The organism is Simiduia sp., assembly GCF_058345725.1.
The window spans coordinates 20593-45678 of record NZ_JBTUOC010000028.1 but is presented as its reverse complement, the minus strand read 5'-3'; the positions used below and the strand labels follow the sequence as shown (position 1 = coordinate 45678).

At 55.2% G+C, this 25086-nt stretch carries 24 protein-coding genes; 11 read left to right on the top strand and 13 right to left on the bottom strand.

All coding sequences use genetic code 11. The features are described from left to right. Window positions 1–33 precede the first annotated feature (33 nt). Window positions 34–945: a LysR family transcriptional regulator gene (locus tag ACW8F6_RS06470; RefSeq protein ID WP_491575039.1), complete on the bottom strand. Its 912-nt coding sequence runs from the start codon at window positions 943–945 to the stop codon at window positions 34–36. Between the two features lie 91 nt (window positions 946–1036). On the opposite strand from ACW8F6_RS06470, the gene ACW8F6_RS06465 reads away from it, so the two are divergent. Continuing rightward, entirely contained in the window at window positions 1037–1735 is a 699-nt protein-coding gene (locus ACW8F6_RS06465; RefSeq protein WP_491575038.1) for a histidine phosphatase family protein, read from the top strand. Between the two features lie 44 nt (window positions 1736–1779). On the opposite strand, the gene ACW8F6_RS06460 is transcribed toward ACW8F6_RS06465, so the two are convergent. From ACW8F6_RS06460 to ACW8F6_RS06445, 4 genes are all read right to left on the bottom strand, one after another. Next, window positions 1780–2391: a hypothetical protein gene (locus ACW8F6_RS06460; protein ID WP_491575037.1), complete on the bottom strand. Its 612-nt coding sequence runs from the start codon at window positions 2389–2391 to the stop codon at window positions 1780–1782. Beyond that, window positions 2388–2753, bottom strand: a complete 366-nt coding sequence (locus ACW8F6_RS06455; protein WP_491575036.1) for a response regulator — start codon at window positions 2751–2753, stop codon at window positions 2388–2390. Before ACW8F6_RS06455 ends, ACW8F6_RS06460 begins: the two co-directional genes overlap by 4 nt. Window positions 2754–2819: 66 nt before the next feature. Beyond that, the gene (locus ACW8F6_RS06450; RefSeq protein WP_491575035.1) at window positions 2820–3287 is read right to left on the bottom strand and encodes a TlpA family protein disulfide reductase; all 468 of its coding nucleotides are present in this window, start codon (window positions 3285–3287) and stop codon (window positions 2820–2822) included. After that, window positions 3284–4630, bottom strand: a complete 1347-nt coding sequence (locus ACW8F6_RS06445) for a YihY family inner membrane protein (protein WP_491575034.1) — start codon at window positions 4628–4630, stop codon at window positions 3284–3286. The genes ACW8F6_RS06450 and ACW8F6_RS06445 overlap by 4 nt, the downstream gene beginning before the upstream one ends. A 142-nt stretch (window positions 4631–4772) precedes the next feature. Between ACW8F6_RS06445 and arsC the strand changes: the two genes are divergently transcribed. The 7 genes from arsC (at window position 4773) to ACW8F6_RS06410 (ending at window position 10714) form a co-directional block, all read left to right on the top strand. Beyond that, a complete protein-coding gene (gene arsC / locus ACW8F6_RS06440) occupies window positions 4773–5117 on the top strand; it encodes an arsenate reductase (glutaredoxin) (RefSeq protein ID WP_491575033.1) in 345 nt (114 codons plus the stop codon). Continuing rightward, window positions 5117–5707 carry an NAD(P)H:quinone oxidoreductase gene (wrbA, locus tag ACW8F6_RS06435; RefSeq protein ID WP_491575032.1) on the top strand — a complete coding sequence of 197 codons (591 nt, stop codon included), beginning with the start codon at window positions 5117–5119 and terminating at the stop codon, window positions 5705–5707. The genes arsC and wrbA overlap by 1 nt, the downstream gene beginning before the upstream one ends. After that, complete coding sequence (locus tag ACW8F6_RS06430) at window positions 5704–6087, top strand: DUF2069 domain-containing protein (protein WP_491575031.1); 384 nt, start codon at window positions 5704–5706, stop codon at window positions 6085–6087. Before wrbA ends, ACW8F6_RS06430 begins: the two co-directional genes overlap by 4 nt. Window positions 6088–6103: 16 nt before the next feature. Beyond that, window positions 6104–7948 carry a signal peptide peptidase SppA gene (gene sppA / locus ACW8F6_RS06425; RefSeq protein WP_491575030.1) on the top strand — a complete coding sequence of 615 codons (1845 nt, stop codon included), beginning with the start codon at window positions 6104–6106 and terminating at the stop codon, window positions 7946–7948. Window positions 7949–8363: 415 nt separating this feature from the next. Continuing rightward, the gene (locus ACW8F6_RS06420) at window positions 8364–8942 is read left to right on the top strand and encodes a TetR/AcrR family transcriptional regulator (RefSeq protein ID WP_491575029.1); all 579 of its coding nucleotides are present in this window, start codon (window positions 8364–8366) and stop codon (window positions 8940–8942) included. 24 nt (window positions 8943–8966) lie between these two features. Continuing rightward, window positions 8967–10067 (top strand): NADH:flavin oxidoreductase, encoded by a 1101-nt coding sequence (locus ACW8F6_RS06415; protein ID WP_491575028.1) that lies wholly within the window; start codon window positions 8967–8969, stop codon window positions 10065–10067. 272 nt (window positions 10068–10339) lie between these two features. Then, entirely contained in the window at window positions 10340–10714 is a 375-nt protein-coding gene (locus ACW8F6_RS06410; protein ID WP_491575027.1) for a hypothetical protein, read from the top strand. An 81-nt stretch (window positions 10715–10795) separates the two neighbouring features. On the opposite strand, the gene ACW8F6_RS06405 is transcribed toward ACW8F6_RS06410, so the two are convergent. The 4 genes from ACW8F6_RS06405 to ACW8F6_RS06390 all read right to left on the bottom strand — a co-directional run bounded on the left by ACW8F6_RS06405 (window position 10796) and on the right by ACW8F6_RS06390 (window position 14931). Then, a complete protein-coding gene (locus ACW8F6_RS06405; protein WP_491575026.1) occupies window positions 10796–11779 on the bottom strand; it encodes an OmpA family protein in 984 nt (327 codons plus the stop codon). Window positions 11780–12057: 278 nt separating this feature from the next. Continuing rightward, window positions 12058–13098, bottom strand: coding sequence for a Glu/Leu/Phe/Val dehydrogenase dimerization domain-containing protein (locus ACW8F6_RS06400; RefSeq protein WP_491575025.1), 1041 nt, complete (start codon window positions 13096–13098; stop codon window positions 12058–12060). 220 nt (window positions 13099–13318) lie between these two features. Continuing rightward, window positions 13319–14278 (bottom strand): agmatinase, encoded by a 960-nt coding sequence (gene speB / locus ACW8F6_RS06395; RefSeq protein ID WP_491575024.1) that lies wholly within the window; start codon window positions 14276–14278, stop codon window positions 13319–13321. 149 nt (window positions 14279–14427) lie between these two features. After that, window positions 14428–14931: a shikimate kinase gene (locus ACW8F6_RS06390; RefSeq protein ID WP_491575023.1), complete on the bottom strand. Its 504-nt coding sequence runs from the start codon at window positions 14929–14931 to the stop codon at window positions 14428–14430. 146 nt (window positions 14932–15077) lie between these two features. Here ACW8F6_RS06390 and ACW8F6_RS06385 point away from each other — a divergent pair, with 146 nt between their 5' ends. Together ACW8F6_RS06385 and ACW8F6_RS06380 are read left to right on the top strand one after the other, a co-directional pair. Next, window positions 15078–15992, top strand: coding sequence for a LysR family transcriptional regulator (locus ACW8F6_RS06385; protein ID WP_491575022.1), 915 nt, complete (start codon window positions 15078–15080; stop codon window positions 15990–15992). Continuing rightward, window positions 15970–16878: a LysR family transcriptional regulator gene (locus ACW8F6_RS06380; protein ID WP_491575021.1), complete on the top strand. Its 909-nt coding sequence runs from the start codon at window positions 15970–15972 to the stop codon at window positions 16876–16878. The genes ACW8F6_RS06385 and ACW8F6_RS06380 overlap by 23 nt, the downstream gene beginning before the upstream one ends. A gap of 94 nt (window positions 16879–16972) precedes the next feature. Here the strand turns inward: ACW8F6_RS06380 and ACW8F6_RS06375 are convergent, their stop codons facing one another. Continuing rightward, window positions 16973–17233, bottom strand: coding sequence for a hypothetical protein (locus ACW8F6_RS06375; protein ID WP_491575020.1), 261 nt, complete (start codon window positions 17231–17233; stop codon window positions 16973–16975). A 395-nt stretch (window positions 17234–17628) separates the two neighbouring features. Between ACW8F6_RS06375 and fusA the strand changes: the two genes are divergently transcribed. Continuing rightward, window positions 17629–19713, top strand: coding sequence for an elongation factor G (fusA, locus tag ACW8F6_RS06370; protein WP_491575019.1), 2085 nt, complete (start codon window positions 17629–17631; stop codon window positions 19711–19713). A gap of 114 nt (window positions 19714–19827) precedes the next feature. Here the strand turns inward: fusA and ACW8F6_RS06365 are convergent, their stop codons facing one another. From ACW8F6_RS06365 to ACW8F6_RS06355, 3 genes are all read right to left on the bottom strand, one after another. Next, the gene (locus tag ACW8F6_RS06365; protein WP_491575018.1) at window positions 19828–20547 is read right to left on the bottom strand and encodes a YebC/PmpR family DNA-binding transcriptional regulator; all 720 of its coding nucleotides are present in this window, start codon (window positions 20545–20547) and stop codon (window positions 19828–19830) included. A 68-nt stretch (window positions 20548–20615) separates the two neighbouring features. Then, window positions 20616–21791 (bottom strand): BaiN/RdsA family NAD(P)/FAD-dependent oxidoreductase, encoded by a 1176-nt coding sequence (locus ACW8F6_RS06360; protein WP_491575017.1) that lies wholly within the window; start codon window positions 21789–21791, stop codon window positions 20616–20618. An 88-nt stretch (window positions 21792–21879) separates the two neighbouring features. After that, complete coding sequence (locus tag ACW8F6_RS06355; protein WP_491575016.1) at window positions 21880–24879, bottom strand: MFS transporter; 3000 nt, start codon at window positions 24877–24879, stop codon at window positions 21880–21882. Between the last annotated feature and the right edge of the window lie 207 nt (window positions 24880–25086).

Sequence of the window (25086 nt, the reverse complement as noted above, 5' to 3'; positions counted from 1 at the left end):
CATGGCGCACTTTCTAACGAGAGCAGCCAACCGCTAGCTAAGCGCCCGGCCCCGGGTATTTAGTGCAGATTGGAACAGTAGCTCGCGCAGCCACTGACTACTGGCACTGTCCTGACTGCGACGGTGCCAAATTAAATGCAATTGCAGTGGCGATAACTCAAACGGCAGCGGCCGCAGCGCCAGCCCAAATCGCTCGCCCAGCGCCGCGGGCAATGTCCACACCAGATCGGTGTCGCGCACGATATCGGGCGCCACCAGATAGTGCTGCACCCGCAACTGAATATTGCGCACCTGCCCCATAAGATTCAACGTGTGGTCTACATGGCCAAATCCAGTGCGACGACTAGAAACATGAATATGCCGCAGTGCCAGGTATTGCGGCAAGCCCCACTCGGCGGCAAGTGCGGGGTGGTCGGGGCGCATGGCACACACGTAGGGCTCGTCCATCAACGCCTGGTGGCACAGGTCGGCCATGGGCAGCGCTGGCACATCCACGGCAAAATCGAGCCGACCACTGGCGAGTTCAATCGCCACTTCCCGCCGGGCCAGGTTAAAACTGGTGATAGTCATCTTGGGCGCCAGGCGACTGACCTGCTGCAGTAAAGGTCCCAGCACCAGCGATTCGGCCAGGTCGTTCATGGCAAAAGCGACAGTTTTGGCGCTCTCGGCGGGGTTGAACAACGCCGGGCTTTCAATACTGGCCAGTAACTGGCCCAAGCCTTCGCGCACACCGGCAATCATACTCTCCGCCACCGGCGTGGGCACCATGCGTTGGTGCGCCCGTTCAAATAAGGGATCGTTTAGGCGGTCGCGCAAACGATTCAGTGCATTACTGACCGCAGGCTGTGTAATATTGAGCTGCTCGGCCACGCGCGTTAGGTTTCGCTCGCGGTAAATGGCCTCAAACACCACCAGTAAATTGAGATCCAGCTGCTGCAGCCGCACGGCCAGTCCTTTTTGCTACGGGAAAGCGGGCATTATAGCGGCCAGGCCCGCCATCAAACAAAAGAATTGGCTCACACAGGGCAAGCAGGACATGACTGAAATTCTACTGATACGGCACGGCCAGGCCAGCTTGGGCGGCGATAATTACGATCAGCTATCCGAACTGGGCTACCAACAAGCCAGCTGGCTGGCAGAGCACCTGGTAGCCTCCGGCTTGAGGGACCGCCAACCACTGGCGCTGCGTGTGGGCGCCATGGCGCGTCAACACCAAACCGCGGCTGCGCTGCTGGACGCACTGGCGCTACCGCCCGCCGTGGAAGATCCGGGCTTTAACGAATTTGACTTTGAGTCGGTCGTGCTGGCGTTTCTCGGCCAAAACCCACAGTACCCGCTGCCGGATAAACCCAGCTCCGATGAACTCTACGCGCTACTAAAAATTGCCATGCAACACTGGGCAGAAAACAAACTACCGCTGGCAGACAACCAGGAAAGTTGGCAGGCATTTCACCTGCGCGTGGAGGCGGCCTGGGCGCGGCTGATCACAGGGCTCGAGCAGTCGGCACAGCAAACCGCCAGCACTTTAGTGGTCACCTCGGGCGGGGTTATCGCGTCCATTGTGCGACTAATCGAACAACTGGACGATGCCGCCACCATCGACTTGAACCTAAAGATACGCAATGCCAGCGTCACTCGCATAGCCAAAGAGGGCGAACGCTTTAAAATTAGCGGGTTTAATTTAGTGCCGCATCTGGAGCGCCAAGATCGCGCCCACGCTGTCACTTTTGCGTGAGAATCCGCACTGGCACTGGTTCGCAACTTGAGAATTGAAACGGATTACTGCGCCAGTATCTGGTCCAGCAACTCCAGTAACGGCTGGTTTAAGGTTTCTGGAAACAACAGCAATAAATCGCACTTGAAGGGGCTGTCTTCCAGGCAATAACTGATTTCAACACTGGTGACAAAGTCGAGCGATACCAGATCGTCCAGGTGTAACTGCGCCAGCGGTTGGTGCATCCCAGCCACAAACAAGGGCTCGTAGCTGAAGGCCCGCCCGCTCAAGTCCGTCAGCATGGACAGACAGGTTTCCGTAATGGTGGCGGTTAGGGATTTCACCAAATCGCGCTCTGCCTCTTCGTCCGCCAAGATCAACCCACGTCGCGCGGCCAGATCTTGCAGGCTGGCATCGTCCACCACCACCATGGCATAGGCCGCCCCGTGCTCGCCGGCAAAGGATTGCACCGCCGCCGACACCTGACACTCGCCGCGCTGTGCCACCAGGCCTTCGTAAATAAGACTGGGCTCCACATAGTGAATCACCGGAATCGGCAACTCGACGAAGCCACCGGTGTAGGCAGCCAACTCTTCCGCCGCCGCGCCCATGGCAATGTTGACGACTTCCTGCAGGCAGTCGCGGTGGGTTTCGGAAAATGGCAATGGGTGGCTCATAGTAATCCGTACCGGTGCAACACTTCGGCGAGCTTGTCTTTATTAATTGGCTTTTTAATAAAGTCCAGTGCGCCCAGCGCCATCACCCGATCGCGAGCCTGTGGTTGAATGTCGCCAGAAATGACAATGACAATGGCTTTGTGCCGCTCGCTCTTCACCAGTTCGAGCACTTCATAGCCATCCATTTCCGGCATGGTCAAATCCAGAAATACCATTTCAGCCTTGCCCGCGCGAATGGCCTCGATGCCCTCAACTCCATTGGTCGCGTAGGTGATGTCTACGTCCCACCCCTCAGGCAGAGCGCGTGTCACCTGCTTGCGGGCCATATTGGAGTCATCACAAATTAGCAGTGGAATTGGCATGGGCGGACATTTCTCGGCTCTAAAACAGTTCCCACTTATTATAGACAGGCATACGAAGCCTGCCGGTCAGAATCCCACTTCTATTAGCAACGCAGTAATAGTGTCCGCGGTCTGCGGACCCCGCAGGGTTTCTACCAGCCTCCCACTGGGGTCTAGCAGGTAGCTGGTGGGCAAGAGGTTTGGCGTCTGCAATCCGAGCGCGGCGGGATCACTCAACAACAGCGGAAAGCCAATAGCGAGCTTTTCGGCTTGCTGCTGCAGCAGCGGCAAGGGCGGGCGATCAAAATTAACACCCACAATATGAAGTTCAGGGTATGCCGCCTGCAGCGCGTTGAGTTCCGGAATTTCTTTAATGCAGGGTGTGCACCAAATCGCCCAATAGTTCACCAATAGCCAGCGCCCCTGTACAGGCAGCTGCTGTTGCTGCCCTTGGTACAGCAACGTCAGCGTCGACGCACGCTCGGCCTCAGGTGCTTGTTCACAACCCCACACTAGCCACAGCAACAGTGGCGCCAGCAGCCGGGGCAGCGTCACGGCTTGACCTCGGCACCCGCTTGCCAGCTCTCTGAACCCGCTGCACTGGGCAGGGCTGTGTCGGTGTCTGACAATTCACTGCGCAACATTTCTAAGCCCTCGCCTTCGTCTGGGTAGGCTTCGCGGGCCACCTGGGTGTTAAACACCTCGCTCAAGGGAATATCTAACTGCTGCTCTGTGTGCTGATCAATACTGAGCAGGCGCGGCGCGACGGCGCTGAACCAATCAAACTGCTGCAGGTAGTCGGAGACGCCCGGTAGGTAGGCCTCAACGGCCACGATATCGGCCAAATGGCGAAGGGTCAGTCCACTGAGATCTCGACACAACACATAGTCCCCCTGAGCGGTGACGGCAATCACTTGGTGCTCCAATAACGCATCGCGCAAGCGTTGCCATTGCTCAGAGCCCACGCCCACGGCAAGCAGGTCGCCATCTGCCAGACTGGCACCGGTGTTTAACCGCAGCCGAAATTCCCACAGCACTATCAATGCCGCCACTAAGTCGGGGTATTTCACGCTCAACGTCACGCGATTGTCAGTGCTCAAAACCCGAACCAGAATCGCGCCACCCAGTACCAGCATCCAGGTTATGTTGACCCAAATTAAAAACAGAGGCAGAAACGCAAAGGCACCGTAGATAACCGCAAAAGAGGATTTCGCCATGATGGCGCCAAAGGCGCGCTTTAGCAGCTCAAACAGTATTGCCACGATCACACCACCCACCGCCGCCTTGCGCAGGGGCACGCGGCAATTGGGTACGGCGGCAAACAATAGGGTAAAGGCCAAGGCCGTGAGCAATAGTGGCAAATAGCTATAGAGCGGCACCAAAAAGCCCAGCGTCGTCGTGCCATCGGTAAAAAAGCGCAGCGACAAAAGATAGGTGCTCATGACCAACCCAGCCCCCAATAGCAGTGGACCAAGGCTTAAAATCGCCCAGTACAGCAAAAAATTGGACAATCCGCGCCGGCCGCGCTTGACCCCCCAGATTCGGTTAAAGGTTTTTTCAATATTTTTGAGCATTAGGTAGGCGGTCACAATCAGCAGCGGAACACTGGCTAAATTGAGCTTGCGCGCCTGCTTAGAAAAATCGGCGAGGTATTGCGACACCTCCGAGCCAGTTTCCGGCAACATATTCGAAAATATCAGCGCATTGAGCTGCTCATCCAAGCCCTGAAAGGCGGGAAACAGCGAGAACATGGAATAGGCAACAGTCATCATCGGCACCAGCGCGAACAACGTCATAAACGTCAATGCGCCCGCGCTCATTTGGCAGTGCTTATCCTGAAACTGATGGTAGAGTTCCGGCAACAGGCGCCGAAAGGTCGTCAAAAGGTTTCCTAGCATGTGATTTCCCCAAGCTTTGCGGCCTTTAGTTTATCGTGATTCTTGGGCCAGCGTTGCGATGGGTTTACAATAGCGCCTTTTTAATGCGAATCCTAACGGACCGGTCGCCGGGCCGTTTACTATCACAGAGCTGAGTTCTCCTATGACCACGATTTACCACAATCCGCGCTGCTCCAAGTCGCGCCAGACCCTGGCGCTGCTCGAAGAAAAAGGCATCGCACCGAACATTGTTCTCTACCTGGAAACTCCGCCCACCGCCGACGAGCTCGCCGTCCTGCTAAAAAAGCTGAAGCTGTCGGCCCGTCAACTCCTGCGCAAAGGTGAAGAAGCCTACAAGACCCTCAACCTGGCCGACGACTCGCACGCCGAGCAAGCACTGATCGAGGCCATGGTCAGCCACCCAAAACTGATTGAACGGCCCATCGTGGTACACGGCCGCAAAGCGGCACTTGGGCGACCACCAGAAGCCGTATTGGAGCTGTTTTAATGGCCTCAGATTACGTTCTGGTGCTGTATTACTCTCGCTCTGGAAGTACCTACGCTATGGCGCAACAGATTGCCCGGGGTGTCGAAGCCGGGGGACTGGAAGCACGCCTGCGCACGGTACCGCCGGTCTCGCCCGACACCGAAGCCAGCCTGCCCGCTGTGCCGGAACAAGGCGCCGTGTATTGCAGCCCCGAAGATTTGGCCAACTGCGCCGGCTTAGCCCTCGGCAGCCCAACGCGGTTTGGCAATATGGCCGCCCCTCTTAAATACTTTTTGGATGGCACCTCAGACCTTTGGCTAAGTGGTGCACTGATCGACAAGCCAGCGGCCGCATTTACCTCCACCAGCAGCCTGCACGGTGGCCAGGAAAGCACCCTGCTAACAATGATGTTGCCGCTGTTGCACCACGGCATGGTCTTTGCCGGGCTGCCTTACAGCGAAAGCCTGCTACATACGACACACGCCGGCGGCACCCCCTATGGCGCCAGCCACTGGGCCGGCGCCCAACACAACCCCCTGTCTGACGATGAAGCAGCCCTGTGCCGGGCGCTCGGTAAACGTTTGGCGTATTTGGCGAAAAAACTGCTATGACACACTCTCCCGACGTCGCGGCTATTGCCCGCAAGGCCAAATGGGGCCAGGCCTGCGCGGCTATTGCCATCGCCAGCTTGATACTGAGCGCCCTAGTGCAACAATTAGAACCACAGGCGCGCCTGGCCAGCTTGCTCGTGCAAGTATTGCCACTCGCCTTATTTATCCCTGGAATGGTCGCCAAACACTACCGCACCTACAGCTGGCTCTGTTTTGTGGTGTTGTTTTACTTTATCGTGGGGGTTACCAATGTTATGTCGCCGCTGGCAGACATTTATAGCTGGATCATGCTAGTGGCCAGCGTATTACTATTTAATGCCGCCATGATGACCAGCCGCTGGCTCCAATACCTGTCGGCCAACCCCACTCAGGAACAATGACCTAAGGAAGCGTTTCATGTCTCACGATCGACCCGGTTTACTACGCCGCATCTTTGGCGGCTTTTGGCGCGCGGTTACCTGGCTGCGGGTGTCGCTGGCAAACCTGATTTTTATTGTCTTGGTGCTGGTGATTATCAGTGTCATTACCAGTCACGAACCCTTTGTGGTACCCAATAAAACTGCTGTGCTAGTGGCCCCACAGGGTTTTTTGGTCGACCAACTGACCTATGTGGACCCGATGTCCAAAATTCTCAGCGACGACAAGGGTCCCACTGAAACCCGCGTAAAAGTGCTGGTAGACGCCATCAACCGCGCCGCCAAAGACGACCGAGTGACCAGTTTAGTAATGGATTTAAACTACCTCTTGGGTGGCGGTATTAGCAAAATGGAAGAAGTGGGCGAGGCGTTGGAAAATTTTCGCGCCCATGAAAAACCCATCATCGCCTTTGCCGACAGCTACAGCCAAGACAACTACTACTTGGCCAGCTACGCCGATGAAATATATATCAATCCCTTGGGCGCCGTATTTCTCACAGGCTATGGCAGCTACCGCAACTACTTCAAAGAAGCGCTCGACAAATTAGAAATAGATTTTCACGTATTTCGCGTGGGCGAGTACAAAGATTTTGTGGAGCCCTACACGCGCAACAGCATGTCTGCCGCCTCGCGCGAGCACAACAGCCAATGGCTGCACGAGCTGTGGAGCACTTACACCAGCCACGTCGAAGAGCGCCGCAAATTGCCCATTGGCGCCATCAATAACTATATCAACAACGCCGATGAGCTGATGACCGATGCCGGCGGCAACAGTGCAGACCTAGCCGTGTCCAGCGGGCTGGTCGACAAGAAGATGACCCGTATTGCGCTGAAAACCATGCTCATTGAACGCTTTGGCTACGATGAAGAGCTCAAAGATTACAGCGCAATCGAAGCCAGCCACTACCTGGCGGTCACTGAAAAAGAGCACCTGCCCTTTAACGATCAAGTGGGCCTGGTAGTCGCCAGCGGCACCATCATGGACGGCGACCAACCCGCCGGTAATATTGGCGGTGACTCCACCGCCAGCCTGCTGGAAATGGCGCGCCACGACGATGCCATTAAAGCGGTGGTACTGCGCGTAGACAGCGGCGGCGGCAGCGCCTTCGCCTCTGAGGTTATTCGCCAGCAGGTGGTAGCACTGCGCGACGCGGGCAAGCCCGTGGTGATTTCTATGGGCTCGGTGGCAGCCTCGGGCGGCTACTGGATTACCGCCGGTGCCGACCAAGTGTGGGCCACCCCCACCACCATTACCGGTTCCATCGGTGTGTTTGGCGCTTTCCCTACGCTGCAGAAATCGCTGGCTAAACTAGGCGTGCACACCGACGGTGTGGGCACCACGGAGCTTGCCGGCGCTATTCGCTTAGACCGTGCACTGCCTGAGAAGGCTTCGCAAATTATTCAAATGAGCGTCGACCATATCTATCAGGAGTTTCTGGCACTGGTGGCCAAAGCCCGCGGCACCACGCCCGAGGCCATCCACCAAATTGCGCAGGGACGGGTCTGGACCGGTGCCACCGCGCAGGAGATTGGCCTGGTTGACCAACTGGGCCACTTAGACGACGCCATCGCCGCCGCCGCTGAACTGGCCGGCCTCAGCGATTACGGAGTACAGGAGGTGGTACACCCACTGAGCCCGGGCGAACAATTCATGCAGGAAATTCTACAAGACGTGCGCCTAGCACCCAGCCAGTTGAGCAACAGCCTGGTGCCCTCTTCGCTGCGCGCCAGTCTGGCGCCGCTCGTGCAACCCTTCGCGCTCATGTCCGAAATGAATGACCCGCGCGGCCTGTATATTCGCTGTACCGAGTGCACTGCGCCTTAGAGCGCACCCCCTCGCAGCTGCCCCAACCTCTTGAATGCCGGGCTGCGCAATGCACCCGGCACAAATTCTCCCCAGCGTACACGCAAAAAAAACCCGCCTGTCGGCGGGTTGATAATTGAGCAGAAGGCTTTTACCTATCTCCGTGGGGGTCGACCACGGCACTTGACCACCTTCGGTCAAAGATCACTAAGAAAACCAAGTCCATCTAAAGGAGACACATGAACAGCATTAACACCAGCTGCCGTTAGGCAAACCTGACGTTAACCTGACTTTATTTATAGCACTCTGGACCACAACTACCAGCAATTTCCCCCATTGGTATGAATCCTGTGACTGATTAGCCACTTTTTGCGATTGCAACCTACCTACCAGTAGGTTAATTTGGTGCCAACTTACCAACTAGATGGTTAGCTTTATGGTCCAAACCCGCTCGCGCAACCGCAAAGACGAAATTTTGCAAGTCGCCATAAACCTGTTGCAAACCAAGGGCTTTGAAAGCTTTAGCTACCAAGATCTGGCCGCCGCACTGGGTATAACCAAGGCCAGCATTCACCACCATTTTCCTCGCAAAGAAGATTTAGGTGTTGCCCTGTGCCAGCTCATAAAAGATTGGCACGAGCGTCGCTTCAGCGAAGCCCGACGAAACTTTCCCGACCCATGGCAGCGGCTGGACAGCTACCTGCAATCGTCGCTGGCCTATGCACGCGGCGACAATAAAATCTGCCCGCTCAGCTCGTTGCAAGCCGATATCAATGTCTTGCCCGGTAGCATGTGCGACGCCATTGCACAGCTCGACGAACACGAAATTCAGTTTATTGCCGAATTATTGGAGCAGGGCCGGGCCGCTGGCGTGATGGCTTTTAAGGGCGAAGCACGCCACCAAGCACTGCTGTTAATACTCGCCTGCAAGGGTGCCCTGCAATATTCCCGCATTCACGGTTTAGCGCTGTTTGATCAAGTGATGAACCAATACAAACACACGATTAACGCATAGTTTCCCCCCGAATCAGAGGTAGTCATGAGTCAACTCGATGCATTGTTCAAGCCCTTTACCCTGGGCCCATTGTCACTGGCCAACCGGATCGTTATGGCCCCAATGACCCGTCAATTTTCACCCGGCAATGTGCCAAATGACCTGGTGGTGAACTACTACCAGCGTCGCGCTGAAGGTGGTGTCGGATTAATCATTACCGAGGGCACTTGCATCGGCCACAAAGCCGCCAGCGGCTACGATAACGTGCCCTACTTCTACGGCGAAAAGGCCCTAGCAGGCTGGAAAAAGGTGGTGGACGCCGTGCACGACGCCGGCGGTAAAATTATGCCCCAGCTGTGGCACGTGGGCGCTGTGCGCCGCGAGGGTATGGAGCCAGACCCCTCGGTACCAGGATTTGGCCCGTCAGGCTTAGTGGCCCCGGGCAAGAAAAAATGCCACGAAATGACCCAGGCCGATATTGACGAGGTCATCGCCGCTTACGCACAAGCGGCCAAAGACGCCATGGCGCTCGGCTTTGACGGTGTTGAAATTCACGGGGCGCACGGTTACCTGATCGACCAGTTTTTCTGGGCCGGCCTCAACGAACGCACCGACAGCTACGGCGGCGATCTGGTCGCCCGCACGCGCTTTGCACAAGAGATCATTCGAGCGGTTCGCGCCGCCACCGCGCCGGACTTCCCCATCGTATTCCGTTTTTCTCAGTGGAAAATGCAGGATTACACCGCGCGCCTGGCCGAAACCCCCGAAGAACTGGCCGCCTTTTTGGCCCCTTTATCGGATGCCGGTGTGGATATCTTCCACTGCTCCACACGCCGCTTTTGGGAAACTGAATTCGAAGGCTCAGAACTCAACCTGGCCGGTTGGACTCGCAAGCTGACTGGCAAGCCCGCCATTACCGTGGGCAGCGTCGGACTAGACAAGGCCTTTGTGGACGAGGAAAAGAAAGGTTTCTCCGGGGGACAACCCGCGTCGCTCGACAGGTTACTAGAAAAACTGAATAACAATGAATTTGATTTAGTGGCCGTAGGGCGCGCATTAATTTCGAATCCTGACTGGCCTATACGATTGCAGGAAGGCCAAAATATGGCAGCCTATGATCTCGAGCAATTGCAACAACTGGTTTAATCTGCCAAGAAGATAAGCCCCGCAGCGCGGGGCTTTTTCATAACAACGCTATCCCACCTTTCAAACGGTTATACTGAAACCTGACTCACCTGACACTTCCCCTCGAAAGTGCACACCTTGTTTAAAAACATAACAAAATATTCTTGGCATGAAAAATTCCTGTAGGTGAAACTTATTGCCACATTTTGTGTTGCACGGTATTCAGTTAATGGAAACGTAAACATCCTTACCTGCAATGAAGGACTCATCAGATAGCGAACAAGGACAACCTTATGCGGGTTAAGTCAATCTATATAGCGACCCTTACCCTAGGGCTATTCGGTGCAACGACTTCCATTCACGCTCAAGAAAAATCGGAACTGCATGAATGCACGCAACGGGTATTGCACCAACAGCTGTCAATCGACACCGACAAACACGACGCAATTAGCAATGCGCTAGCTGCATGCCACCATTCACAAGCAATCTATTCGCAACAGTGGATCGCACAATTACAGCGCATGGGGTTTTCAGCCACCGAACACATACAAACTTTGGCCTGGGTGCACAGTTACGACACGGCATTAAAACTACTCAACCACTCGTTTCCGAAATCCAATCGCGTGCGAGACGAAAACCCCAGCGCCCGAATGACCGCCCAAGAATAAAACTCAAAGGAACTATACCTATTAGCTTATGTAAAAACTGCCCCGACGAAGCAGGGCAATTTGGCAAAATAATACCCCTGGCTACTGAGCGACAATTTCTACGCGGCGATTGAGCTCTCTACCGGCTTCTGATGTATTCGGCGCAACTGGCGATAACATGGCAACGCCCTTGGGAGCCAGACGGTGTGATGCGACCCCATAACTATTTATCAGCTCAGCCACTACAGCCTCCGCTCGCCGCTCTGACAGTGACAAATTAGCCTCGATTGCTCCTACGTTGTCAGTATGGCCTACCACATAAACCTTCTGTTTTGGATTAACTGTTAAGTAGTCAGCAATGGTTTTTAGCGTTTGCTCAGACTCTGGTTTAACACGGGCGCTATTAAACTCGAAGGTAATCCCGTAGAGAGCCACCCGCCCTTGTGTTGCCAATTTGTCATTAAGATCGGTCACAGTCACCTGCGATAAATCTAGCTCTGTGGACTCAATGACATCGATTCGATAAACAAGACCGGCAGACGGCGATCCCTCGTTGTAACCCACCATCACAACAACAGTGGTCATTTTATTCCCCTCCACTTTTTCAGCTGCCAAATATGAGGAGGTCGTCATAATATGCGCATTGGAATTAGCCAGCTTTGGAATATGGCCGCCCGTGGACAACATGCGCGGTACTGATTCAGCTCCAACTGCACAGGACTTCCTATAGCAACCAAACAATAGGCTGTAGCCCTTTGCTTTTAATGCATTCTCATAATTTTTATAAACTTGACGTTGCGACCCGCCTTTTGGCAGTCGGTAATCAATGGACGTTCTTATACCCTCAATAACCTTAAATTTTTCAGTAAGAAAGGCGTACTTCTTTGGCTCTGGGTGGCGTTTGGCATTGAGCGCCACCACATATTTATCGTAATCACTGCTTGAATATTTGATAATCCAAGAACCGGGATAGCGAGAGACAATGGGGCTATCCTTACTATTGCGAACATCGGTCCCTGCAGACGCAGCGAACGATGTATTTCCAATAAAAAACGTCGCCAAAAAAATTGCGAAAATGTGTTTCATGCTAGATTTCCTATCTCAATCAATTCCTTCAAAGTCATCCTAAGATGCACGGGAGGGGCATACTAACCAAAATAGAAGTCAATTATTGAGTGACACCTAGCAAAACTGCGTAAGAAACTCCAACCTCCGAATTGCGGGCAAAAAAAAGCCCGGCGGGTTAGCGCCGGGCTTGAAATCCCATACAAATTGCAAGGGAGAGTCACAGGAGGAAAAACATATAACGAGGAATCTTACCTTATCCCTCAATGCTAATCTGACCTATCGGCCAAGATTGCAATTTATGCTTTCATAAAGCGTTCTTCGGCAATTTTATTTGCCACAATCCCGGTTGGACTTTGTGTTTGTGCTGCTCGATCGAAGATCTGAACAAGGGTGTCACCAATAGACTCAACGTGGGTTTTCAGGGCCTCGGCACTGCCGCCGGTGCGCTGATAGTACACATCGATAATGCCACCGGCGTTAATAACGTAGTCGGGTGCGTATAGAATTTCGCGGCTTTGCAGCATCTCGCCATGGCGTTCTTCGGCCAATTGATTGTTAGCTGCACCGGCGATCACAGCGGCCTTAAGCCTGCCAATGGTGTCATCGTTAATGATGGCACCCAGCGCACAGGGCGCAAAAACATCGACGTCCTGGTCAAAAATGGCGTCGCCCTCCACAATTTTTGCACCCAATTCACGCGCGGCGCGCTCGGTGTTATCGGCAAAAATATCGGAAACAACCAATTCGGCGCCGGCATCGTGCAGGTGTTTAGCCAAACGGAAGCCCACATTGCCCACCCCTTGAATGGCCACTCTCAAGCCGTTCAAGTCCGTGCGCCCCAAGCGATATTGAGCGGCTGCCTTTAGCCCCACGAAAGTACCATAGGCAGTGGTTGGGCTGGGGTCGCCACCGTGTTCAGAGCCTTCCACCACGCCGCCGGCGTAAGCGGTGCGCTCGCCAATCTTTTTCATGTCGGCCACGCTGGTACCCGAATCCTCGGCGGTGATGTAACGGCCACCTAAACTCTCAACAAAATCGCCCATGGCGTGCAGCAGAGCGTCGGTTTTCTGGGTGCGGTGATTGCCTATAATGACCGCCTTGCCACCGCCCAACTTCAAGTTAGCCATGGCTGATTTGTAGGTCATACCGCGCGACAAACGCAGCACATCGCGCAGGGCCTCTTCATCACTGGCATAGGGCCACATGCGGCAGCCACCGAGCGCAGGACCTAGGTTGGTGTTATGGATGGCGATAATCGCCTTTAAGCCGGATTTGGCGTCGTGATAAAAAGCGACATGCACATGGCCATCAAAGGCCGAATGGGAAAAAACCGACATAACTGCAACCTTGTTTATTCTGCGCGCTTTCTGGGCGCTGGCTAATACATAAATTGGCCTTGTGGGCTGACAAAATTCTAGCGCTGCCAGAAAAAATTAAGGTTGCAAAGAGAAAGGCCGCCAGGCGCCCTGGCGGCAGAAGTCGCTAGATTTAGCAGGCAAATTAGCAAAACTCGCCAATGACCAAAGATTCACAGGCAGTTCTGTTAATTTTAGCCCCTTAGCTGTAGTTCACGCCCGGCAGTACACAGAGCATTTCGTATAACAGATTGGCACCCACTACGGAGGTGTTTTTGGTGGTGTCGTAGGGCGGCGACACCTCCACCAGGTCGCAACCGATCACATCCAGCCCCTTACACCCGCGCACTATCTCCAGCCCCTGGTGTACGGTTAGCCCGCCCACTTCGGCAGTGCCCGTACCCGGCGCATAAGCCGGGTCCAGCCCATCAATATCAAAGCTAATGTACACAGGGCCGCCTTGCACCTTGGCGCGTACCTCGGCCATCAGCGGTGCCAGGGACTTGTACCAGCACTCCTCCGCCTGCACCACGCGAAAGCCCTGGTCGCGCGACCACTGGTATTCATCCGGCGAGTAGCCGGTACCGCGCAAACCAATCTGCACCACGCGATTGCCGTCCAATAACCCCTCCTCCATCGCGCGCCGGAAGGGTGTGCCGTGGGCAATACGCTCGCCAAACATGTGATCATTCACGTCGGCGTGGGCGTCCACATGCACCACACCCACCGGGCCATATTTCTTCTTTAAGGCTCGCAGAATGGGCAGCACAATGGTGTGGTCGCCGCCAATCGACACCGGGGTAATGCCCGCCGCCACCACCTTGTCGTAGTGTTTCTCAATGATTTCAACACTTTTCTGGAGATTGAACGTATTGATAGGCACGTCGCCGATGTCGGCAATGGACAAGCTGTTAAAAGGGTCGGCGCCGGTGGACACATTAAAAGGCCTCAGCATACGCGACTCATCACGTACTTCGCGCGGTCCAAAGCGCGCGCCCGGACGGTTGGAGGCGCCGATATCGAGCGGCACACCGATAATGCCCACATCTAATGGATCATCGATGGTTTTGGCCGGCAGCCGCATAAAGGTGGCGGGCCCGCCGAAACGCGGCATTTCGTTGCCGCCTAAGGGCTGATGTAATTCTTTTTTGGCGTCGGTCATTGTGGGCTCCCCTGCATTCCCGGCCAGAAGTAGCCGGGTTAACAAGCCTCAGTATGAACCAATTCCGTCGCCTTGACGGCAGGGTGCCTCCGACCGAAAGTTTGAGCGCGTCAAACTAACGCACTGAGACACGCAGCGCCGGGTGCGAATCAGGGCAACTGACTCAACAACTGCTCAATAACTGCAGCCTGATTGTTGCCGTCGCACTCAATGACGATGTCCGCATACTGGCGGTACAGGCGATTGCGCTCGGTAAACACGTCGTCAAAGCTTTGGTCTGGCCGGCGCGCGATACCGCGCGAGGCATAGTTGTGAATGCGGCGCTGCAACTCGTCGAGCGACACACTCAAAAACACCACTGGCCCATAGCGCTTAAGGTGTTGCATACCGGCATCGCCGTAAACAGCACTGCCGCCGGTGGCGATGACATGGTTGCGTAAATCTGTGGCCAGGATCACCTCTTCTTCTATGCGGCGTAGATTTAGATAGTCTGAGGCATCCATGATCTCCTGCAGGGTTTGCTGCTCGCGTACCTGAATTAGGACGTCGGTATCCACAAAGTCCTTGGCCAATTCTTTGGCGAGCAAAACGCCTATGGTACTTTTGCCGGCGCCCGGCATGCCGATGAGCGTAATGCTCTGAGGGGTTTTCATCTTGTGACTTCCACTTGCGGTTTTTTATGGGTTGTCGGCAGACAACTTATTGGTGGCGGGCATTAAACCGCACCACTTGGGCTGTCACAAGTGGCGGCAGTTAAAGTAAGATACAGCCAACCTTTACCTACTTAGATCAATAAATAATGAAGCAAACCGGCGACCAAGATCCGCGCCTGCTGCGCCTGTTCATGGCTGTGGCTGAGTGCGGCGGCCTGAGTGCCGCCGAACAGCGCCTGGGACTGTCGCGCTCCACCATCAGCACGCACCTGTCGGAGCTGGAAAACCGGCTGGGGTTCAGCCTGTGCCGGCGCGGACGCCGGGGCTTTGCGCTCACGCCCGAAGGTGAAGCCACCTACCAGGCGGCCAAGGGCTGGATGCAGGCGGGCGATACGTTTCAACAACAGATTGCCCAGCTACAGCATCAGCAACTGCAAGGCGAACTGGTCATTGCCATCAGCGACGATAGCCTGAATCACCCGAACTTCAGCTTCTCTGAGGTGGTGCGCCGCTTCCGGGCCCAGGCTCCCAAGGCCCGGCTGCAGGTAAGTAGCCAGAACCCCGCCGCCATCGCCGAGGCCATTCGCGCGGGCCAGGCACACATTGGCCTGGCCCCCCAATCCACGCTCACCGACAAATTTTTTAGCAAGGTGCTGTACCGCGAAGTTTGCTATTTGTACTGCAGCCACTGCCACCCGCTGTTTAGCGTGCACGTGACGGAGGCCACGCAGCTACACGGTCAGGACTTCGTAGGTGCAGGCTACGCCTGGCACCAAGCGCTAACCGCGCAGGAGGCACCCTTTCACGCCTGCGCCATAGCGCCGGAATTGGAGGCGCGACTATCGCTGATATTGTCCGGCACCTACCTGGGATTTTTACCCGAGCATGTGGCGCAGGACTGGGTCGATCAAGGCAAACTGCGGGCGCTACTGCCCCAGCAACTGCAATTCAGTACCGATATGGCCGCCCACTGCCTTAACCACCAACGCAACAATAAGTTACTGCACTTATTTTTTGCCCTGCTCAACGATGTGCACTATGTCAATGCTCAGAAAAGTTAACGATATCGACCTTAAACTACTCCGGATTTTCCAAACGGTGGCCGACTGCGGCGGCTTTAGCGCAGCCGAATCGCAGCTAAATATCGCCCGCTCAACCATCTCTACCCACATGGCCGATCTGGAGGGCCGCCTAGGCCTCACTCTGTGCCAGCGCGGCCGCGCGGGTTTCGCATTAACCGAAGAGGGTAAAACCGTATACGAGGCGGTAGCCGGACTATTTGGTGCGCTAGATCAGTTTCGCCAGCAAGTGAACGGCTTGCACGACCAGGTTACCGGCGAGCTCAATATCATTTGCTCCGATGCCATCGTCAGCGACCCGCGCTTTAAACTAACCGAAACACTGGAGGCCTTTTGCAAGCAGGCGCCCGAGGTTGTCATCAATATCTCCACCAACAGCTTGCCCGAAATGGAGCAAGCCTTAATCGATGGCCGCGCAGATATTTGCTTTGCACCTCGCCACCGCGATCTGTCGTCGTTGCGCTACCAGCCGTTGTACACCGAGGACTACTTTCTGTATTGCCACCGTAAGCACCCGCTGTTTGACGCCGATGAAGCCACCCTCAACAACGAGCAATTAACCCAATACGCCTTTATTCACCCAGGCATTCAAACCGTCGGCCAGGCCTCGCTCGCCATGCAGGGGCTGCGCAGGAGCGCCAATGCCTACATCTATGAGGTACGCATGGCGCTGGTTGCCACCGGGCGCTACATTGGATTTTTCCCCAGCCACTACGTCCAACCCTGGCTGTCCCGCGGCGACATGCGCGCGCTGGCGCCGGGGGAGCGCCATTACGCCGTCGACATAGCGGCGCTAACCCGGCGCACCGGCACTCAAGACAAGGTATTGGGGTTATTTCAAGCTCAGCTCGCGCAGGTGTACAAGTGATTCCAAGGACAACGCCGGCGCGAGTTCTGCTGTTCACTAGCGCCAGAAAGGCGCCAGATGTAGGGCTGTAGGCACTGGGGGAGTGGTCGATCCGTTAGCGGGCCGCGACCACTGGGCGCGCAGGCTCGCTGCCCAAAGCACTGATCACCTTGCCGACACCGGCGTCGGCCACGAGCTTCGCGTAGGCTTTGCCCAAATCGCGCGATGCGCCCAGAGACACCTTGGCGTGCAGCTGTTCTAGAAAGTCCGGATCTGACAATTTGAGCGCCACATCAAAATCGCGCTTAATAATGACAATACACTCGCGCGCATGGCGAATCGCCAGAGGATGCAACATCCAGGATTTGTCGGCCATTTCCTTACCTCGAACAAGATTTATACAACGTCTATTGAGACTAGTAGACACTCCGTCGGGTTAGCAAAGCGAAAGTGGGCTTCGGAACCAATTGTTCCGAAAAGGGTGATCCAGTAGCCAAAAGGGGTATTAAAAGGCCCACATACCGGTCTCTAAACGCCGACAATCCATGCTTTCAGCTATATGCCGCCCCCCTTGCCGCCCCCACCAAGGCAGTATTTTGCGAAAAAAGGTGCATTCACGGGTGGTAAATCCGACTGTTTTAGCGCTCAATAGCGCCCTCTAACGATAAAACCCCATAAATCGTTAAAATTTTCCTTTAAATCCACTAATAAACTGGCGCGAAATTCTGTATGCTATCGCGCAATTTTCGCCCTAGCTTATCGAGTACCGTAATGACAGACTTAGCTAAATATAGAAACATTGGTATTTTCGCGCACGTAGATGCCGGCAAGACCACCACCACTGAACGTATCCTAAAGCTGACCGGTAAGATCCATAAGACCGGTGAAGTACACGATGGTGCAGCCACCACCGACTTCATGGAACAGGAACAAGAGCGCGGTATTACCATTCAGTCCGCTGCGACCACCTGTTTTTGGAACGACCACCGTTTCAACATCATCGATACCCCCGGACACGTTGATTTCACCGTGGAAGTGTATCGTTCACTGAAAGTGCTGGATGGCGGTATTGGTGTTTTCTGTGGTTCTGGCGGTGTTGAGCCTCAGTCTGAAACCAACTGGCGCTACGCTAACGAATCCGAAGTTGCCCGCGTAATTTTCGTCAACAAGTTGGACCGCATGGGCGCCGACTTCTACCGCGTTGTAGGCCAAGTTAAGAAAGTACTGGGTGCGCGTCCACTGGTAATGGTGCTGCCGATCGGTATCGAAGACGAATTTAAAGGCGTAGTAGACCTGCTAACCCGCAAGGCTTACATCTGGGATGACTCCGGCCTGCCAGAAAACTACACCGTTGAAGACGTGCCTGCCGACATGGCCGACGACGTGGAAACCTACCGCCAGGAGCTGATCGAAACAGCACTGGAACAGGACGACGACCTGCTGATGGCCTACATGGAAGGCGAAGAGCCCTCTGTAGACGACATCAAGCGCTGCATTCGTCAGGGCACCATCAAGCTGGACTGGTTCCCCACCTACTGTGGTTCTGCGTTCAAGAACAAAGGTATTCAGCTGGTACTGGACGCCGTTGTTGACTTCCTGCCTGACCCGACAGAAGCCACCAAGCAGCCACTGACCGACGAAGAAGGTAACGAAACAGGCGAGTTCGCCACCGTTGCTGTCGAAGAGCCGCTGAAAGCTTTGGCGTTTAAGATCATGGACGACCGTTTTGGCGCCCTGACCTTTATCCGCATCTACTCTGGCGTGATGAAAAAAGGCGACACCATCCTCAACTCGGCCACCGGCAAAACCGAGCGTATCGGCCGCATGGTTGAGATGCACGCCAACGACCGAAACGAAATTGAATCGGCGCAGGCTGGCGACATTCTGGCCGTTGTGGGCATGAAGAACGTGCAGACCGGTCACACCCTGTGCGATCCCAAGCACCCCTGCACACTGGAAGCCATGGTGTTCCCAGACCCAGTTATCTCTATCGCCGTTGCGCCAAAAGACAAGGCCGGCATGGAGAAAATGGGTATCGCCATCGGTAAAATGGTTGCGGAAGATCCCTCGTTCCGCGTTGAAACCGATGAAGATTCCGGCGAAACCATTCTGAAAGGCATGGGCGAACTGCACCTGGATATTAAAGTAGATATCCTGAAGCGCACCTACGGTATCGAACTGGTTGTTGGTAAGCCTCAGGTGGCCTACCGCGAAACCATCACCCGCGAAGTGGACGACAGCTACACCCACAAGAAGCAGTCTGGTGGTTCAGGTCAATACGGTAAGATCGACTACCGCATCAAGCCCGGTGAGCCAAACTCTGGCTTCAAGTTCACCTCCTCTGTTGTGGGCGGTAACGTACCTAAGGAATTCTTCCCGGCCATCGAAAAGGGCTTTAAGTCCATGATGAACACCGGTCCGTTGGCGGGCTTCCCAGTGCTGGACGTTGAAGTTGAGCTGTATGACGGTGGTTTCCACGCCGTTGACTCCTCGGCCATCGCCTTCGAAATCGCTGCTAAAGGCGCTTTCCGTCAAACCATGCCTAAAGCCGGTGCCCAATTGCTGGAGCCGGTGATGAAGGTTGACGTGTTTACCCCCGATGACCACGTAGGTGATGTTATCGGTGACCTGAACCGTCGCCGCGGCATGATCAAAGACCAGGAAAAAGGTGTAACCGGCGTACGCGTTAAGGCAGACGTACCATTGGCTGAAATGTTTGGCTACATCGGCACCCTGCGCACCATGACCTCTGGTCGCGGTCAGTTCTCTATGGAATTCTCTCACTACGCGGCTTGCCCACAAAACGTAGCTGATGAAGTAATTGCTGCCGAGAAAGAAAAGAAAGCGAAGAAGTAATTCTCTTTCGCCTAAAAAAGCCCGGCTTGCCGGGCTTTTTTATGCCTGAAATACACTGAATTTCAGACAAAAAAATACCCGGCGCACCGGGTATTATCTACATCAATGCTCAGGCTAATCGGCTAGGCTGGCACTGTGATAGACATTTTGCACGTCGTCCACATCGTTCAACATCTCCATCATCTTGTCGAACATTTCCCGGTCCTCTCCTTCGACGGGCGTTGTATCGCGGGGTAAAAACTGGATTTCATCTAAATCAAAATCGATACCGTCAAATGCGTCCTGCAGCGCAGTTTTAGCCTTGAAGTAATCCGTATGCGGGGTAATGACCGTAACCTTATCGGCCTCGGACTCGATGTCGATGACATCCACATCGGCTTCCATCAGCGCCTCTAGCACCGCCTCTTCGTCGCCGCTGAACACAAAAATGGCACCGTGATCGAACATGTGGCTCACAGACCCCAAAGTGCCAATTTTGCTTTTCGTTTTCACGAAACACTGGCGTACATCGCCAAAGGTTCTGTTTGGGTTGTCCGTTAGGCACTCCACAATCACCATGCAATTACCCGGGCCAAAGCCTTCGTAGCGCGCCGGCGAGAAATCTTCGCCACCGCCGCCCTTGGCTTTTTGGAGCGCTTTGTCGATCACGTGTGCGGGCACCTGGTCTTTTTTCGCCTTCTCAATGAGATTGCGCAGGCTTAGATTGCCCTCGGGTTCAACCCCACCGGATTTGGCGCACACATATATTTCGCGGCCGTACTTGCTGTACACCTTGGATTTGGCATCCGCCGTTTTCGCCATGGATTCTTTGCGGTTCTGGTAGGCCCTGCCCATAGTAGTGTCCTGCACTTTGTCAAAAGATTAATTTTACCGCGCGCCCAGGCCAAGGCCAAGGCGAGCCCCTAAACGTATTGTCCGGCACAGTAACCGCTGGCCCAGGCCCACTGGAAGTTATAGCCACCCAACCAGCCAGTCACATCCAGCACTTCGCCCACAAAAAACAGGCCCGGCACTTTTTTCGCCTCAAAAGTTTTAGAGGACACCTCGTCGGTATCCACACCTCCCAAGGTGACCTCTGCGGTGCGATAACCCTCGGTGCCAGAAGGGGTAAACACCCACTGGTGAAACTGGCTCTGCAACGTTTTTAGTTCAGCATCCGTGTATTGCTGCACTTGCTTACTGCCCACCGATTCTGCCAACCAGGTTTGTACAAATCGCTTGGGTAGCAAGTTGCCCAACAAGTTTTTCAACTCACTCTTCTGCCCCTGCGCACGCCATTGCTCCACCAGTGCTAACAGGTTCTGACCGGGTAAGAAATTCACTGTGACCGATTCGCCCGGCTGCCAATAATTCGAAATCTGTAAGATGGCCGGGCCACTCAGGCCCCGGTGGGTAAATAATAACGGGTCGGCAAACGCCTGCTTGCCTGCGCTTACCACAACGTCTAATGCAACGCCCGCCAAGCTTTCGACAACTGCCGCCCACTTGTCGGTTATCGTAAAGGGGACGAGCGAGGCCCGCCTGGGCAAACACTGGATGCCAAACTGGCCAGCCACTTCGTAGCCAAAGCCGGTGGCACCCATGGTGGGAATGGACAGGCCGCCGCTGGCGATGACTAGCGACTGACAGCGATACACTCCCTGGCTGGTCGTTAACTGAAACCCCGCGTCCAATTTCTCGATTTTCTGGACACTGCAATGGGTCTTGATCGTCGCGCCGGCATAATCGCACTCGGTGAGCAGCAAGTTCAAAATGTCGCTCGATTTATTATCGCAGAACAACTGGCCCTTGGTTTTCTCGTGAAAACTGACGCCGTGGCGCTCAACCAGCTCGATAAAGTCCTGGGAGCTGTAGCGGCTAAGCGCCGACTTGCAAAAATGCGGGTTGCGCGACAGATAGTGCTTGGGCTCCACAGAAAAATTAGTGAAGTTACAGCGCCCACCACCCGACATCAGAATTTTCTTGCCGACTTTGTTAGCGTGATCCAGTACCGCTACCGACCGGCCTCGATAGCCCGCCGTGGCGGCGCACATCAACCCAGCGGCACCGCCACCAATAACCAGGCAATCAAATTCCATAACAGTATTCACGTATCGCGCTCGCAATTTAAGAGCTGCGCATTATGCCACAGGCGCCGGCGCACAGCCGGGCACCCGTGGCTGGGATTTAGTTGGTAAACACCGGCACCACAAAGCCCTCGTCGGTGAGCTGCCCCAAGCGCGTCAGGGGCAGCAGCTTAGCCGCCGTCAATGTCACCACCTGATCGGCCCTGGCCGCCGGCTGGCCCAGCCCAATCGCCAGTTGCCCGCTGGTGTTAAAACCGGCGACCGGCTGGCCGCTATCATCCAGTACAGCGATGCACAGGCCCGGCAGTGGCATGCCAGCCGAGCGCTTGTCGCAACCGCGCTGTATCCGCCAATAGCTGGTGTCCAGGGCATCGGGTACATTCAAAGCCGCCACTGGCACCCAGGGGGCGCCGCCAAGGCCCAGGTATACGGGCTGGTTATAGCGCTGCTCAAAACGTTGCGCCTGTATCAGCGAGCCCTCATCGCATTCACCGATGACCATGCGCACGCTGGCCAACATCAACGGCTCGATGGTTTCGTCATCGGGCAATTGCTTTAACAGCGCAGGCGACAAACACAAGAGCGTCACATTGCGGCGCGCTACCTGTTTTGCCACCGACAGCAGCGAGTCGTCCACAATCTGATGTACCACGGGCAAGCCCTCAAACAGCGGCATAATGGTGCAGAACATTAATTCAAAGGCGCTCTGGCGATCGATAAAGCCACCCACCACATCGTCCGCCCGGGTGTTGATAACGTCGCTGATCTGCCGGCTATTTAATTGCAACTGGCGATGACTGATCGCCAGTTGCGCATCGTTCACCTGCAGGGCGGGTGCGTCCAGATCGGCACGCACGCCATACCAGCTAGCCAGCCAGCGGGCCGGCAAGCGGCACACCCAGAGCGCTGCCAGCGGTGTTTTACCAACCGGCGGCACTGCCACGTCACCTGACGCCAACGCCTCTGTGGCGCTGACCAGCCGCGGCAACTGTGGGCCGTCCAGATGCACCACGGCACCGGCAATCCAGGCCGCTAAATGGGCCACAAAATGATCGCGACCGCCATCTGTGGCAATGCGCAACGGCCGCCCCGCTAAGCGCTGCTGTTTCAGTCGCTTTGCCAGTTGCAGCGCATCCCAGAGTAGCGACCGATAGCTGATGACCTGGCCCCGCCCGCCCAATACCGCGGCCTGAGCGCCCTGGCGCTGCGCGCTTTGAATCAATGCGCTGGCGGTGTCTAGGTAGTTGTCGCTGTGCGCCTGCCAGGCGTGGGCGGCGAGTTCAAACACTTTGAGTTTTAGTGTTTTGGCATCGGTTTGAATATTCAGAGGGGCACCAAAGGCCACGATAAGGTCGCGCCGACGCCCCTCTGGCGCGCGGCTCTCGCGCAACCGCTCACTGGAGCGAGAAAATTTGCTGCCCCACAAACCGTGCAGATAAAAAGGCACTATCACACCCGACTCCAATCCCTCGGTGGCGCGCTGATAGCCCGTGTGAAATTTACCCAGTTGGCCGTTGCGGCTAATGGCCCCCTCGGGGAATAGGCACACCACCTCGCCCGCCTGCAGGTGCGCCTTAACCTCGCGCAAGGCCTCGTTGCTATGGCCCTTCGCGATGGGAATAACACCGAACAGCTTCACGAACGGCTTGATCAAGGGATGGTGGTAAATTTCTCGCTGCATCACAAAGCGCACGGGCCGCGGGCAGGCGATCTGCACCAGCGCCCAGTCAATCCAGCTGATGTGGTTGCCCAGCAGCAACACAGGGCCCTGGGCCGGCAGGTGATTGAAGTCCACCACATTGATGCGGTAACGGCCCCTAAACAGCAAACTCACCGACAGCCGCACAAAGGCGTGCGGTAGTTTATACAGGGTGTAGCCCGCGCCAATGATAGCCACAAAACCCATGGCGCCCAGCAACCAGGCAGCACTTAGATTCAGGGTAGCCACCCACACTGTCAGCCCCAAAAACGACAGCATGGTGATATTTTGCACCCAGTTATTGCCCGCCAACACGGTGCCCAATTGTTTGGGCAAGGCGTGAAATTGAATCAAGGCATTGAGCGGCACAATAAATAATCCGCCCATGGTGCCAATCGCTAAAAAGCAGAGCGCGAGGGCCAGCGGCGATTGCAGGCTGGGCAATAAAAACAGCGCCAGTGTCAGCCCCAGGGCGCCGATTGGGATCAAGCCGGTTTCTATGTAATTGCGCGACAGGCGGCCCGCCCCAATCGAACCCAGCACAATACCGATACCTGTGCATGCCAATATGCCCTGAATTACCAGGGTATTGGTTTCACCCAGTGTCTCTTTGGCAAAAGCGGGAAACGCGGCCAACACCACCTGTGCAATGGCCCAGAAGGTCGAGAGCCCCACAATGGATAACCAGATGGCCGGGCGGCGCTGCAAAATGGCGAGGTTGCGACGCAAATACTGCAATTTGGCATATTGCGATAACTCAAAGCGCTTGTCGGGCCGGCCCTCGGAGCGCTGTGTTAACCGGTAGGTGAGCGATACTTCGATCACTGCCAGCGCCACTAAAAGCCAACCCAAGGGCGCCACTTGCTGCACAATATCGTCGCTGGTTTGCACGGTACTGCCCAACAACAACCATTCAAACAGCGCGGAAAAAACAAAGGTACCCAGCAAAATGCCCAGAATACTCACGGCATTCACCACGCCGTTGGCGCGCGCCAGCGGCTCATTGCCCACCAGTTCCTTGATGTAACCGTACTTGGCCGGGCTATAGATGGCACTCTGAATGGCCAGCAGCAGGGTCAAGCCAAAGGCGCTCCAAAACCACCCCTGGTAGTAACACCAGGTAATCAAAGCCGTGGCAGCCACCACCACCCAGGCACTGACGCGCATCACCTTGTGCTTGGGGAAGCGGTCCGACAAAAAACCGGCCGGAGAAAACAGCAGAATAAACGGCAGCAGTATTAGCGCGTTCACTAACGCCGTTAGCACCACCTGCTCGTTGCCGTCGTACATTTTAAACACCGTGTTTTGCACGATGATTTTGTGGCCTAGATCCACAAAAGCATTCAGAAAAACAACGCTGATGTAGGGGATAAATCCTTTAAAGCCCGTGAGCTTTTGCATGGTGACTCCTGTGTGTAGCAATGCGTATGCGACTGCCGACCGGCTAAGGCCAAGCGCGAACCTGGGCCAATTTGCCTAAAAGTATCTTTATTTACCACCAAAATTTAAAAAGGCGTAAATTTTCACCCTAAAAGTATCAATATTTGATACTTTTAGGGCTTTTGAGGCAGGCGAAACAGGACCGGCCCAACACATATATCCCTGCGG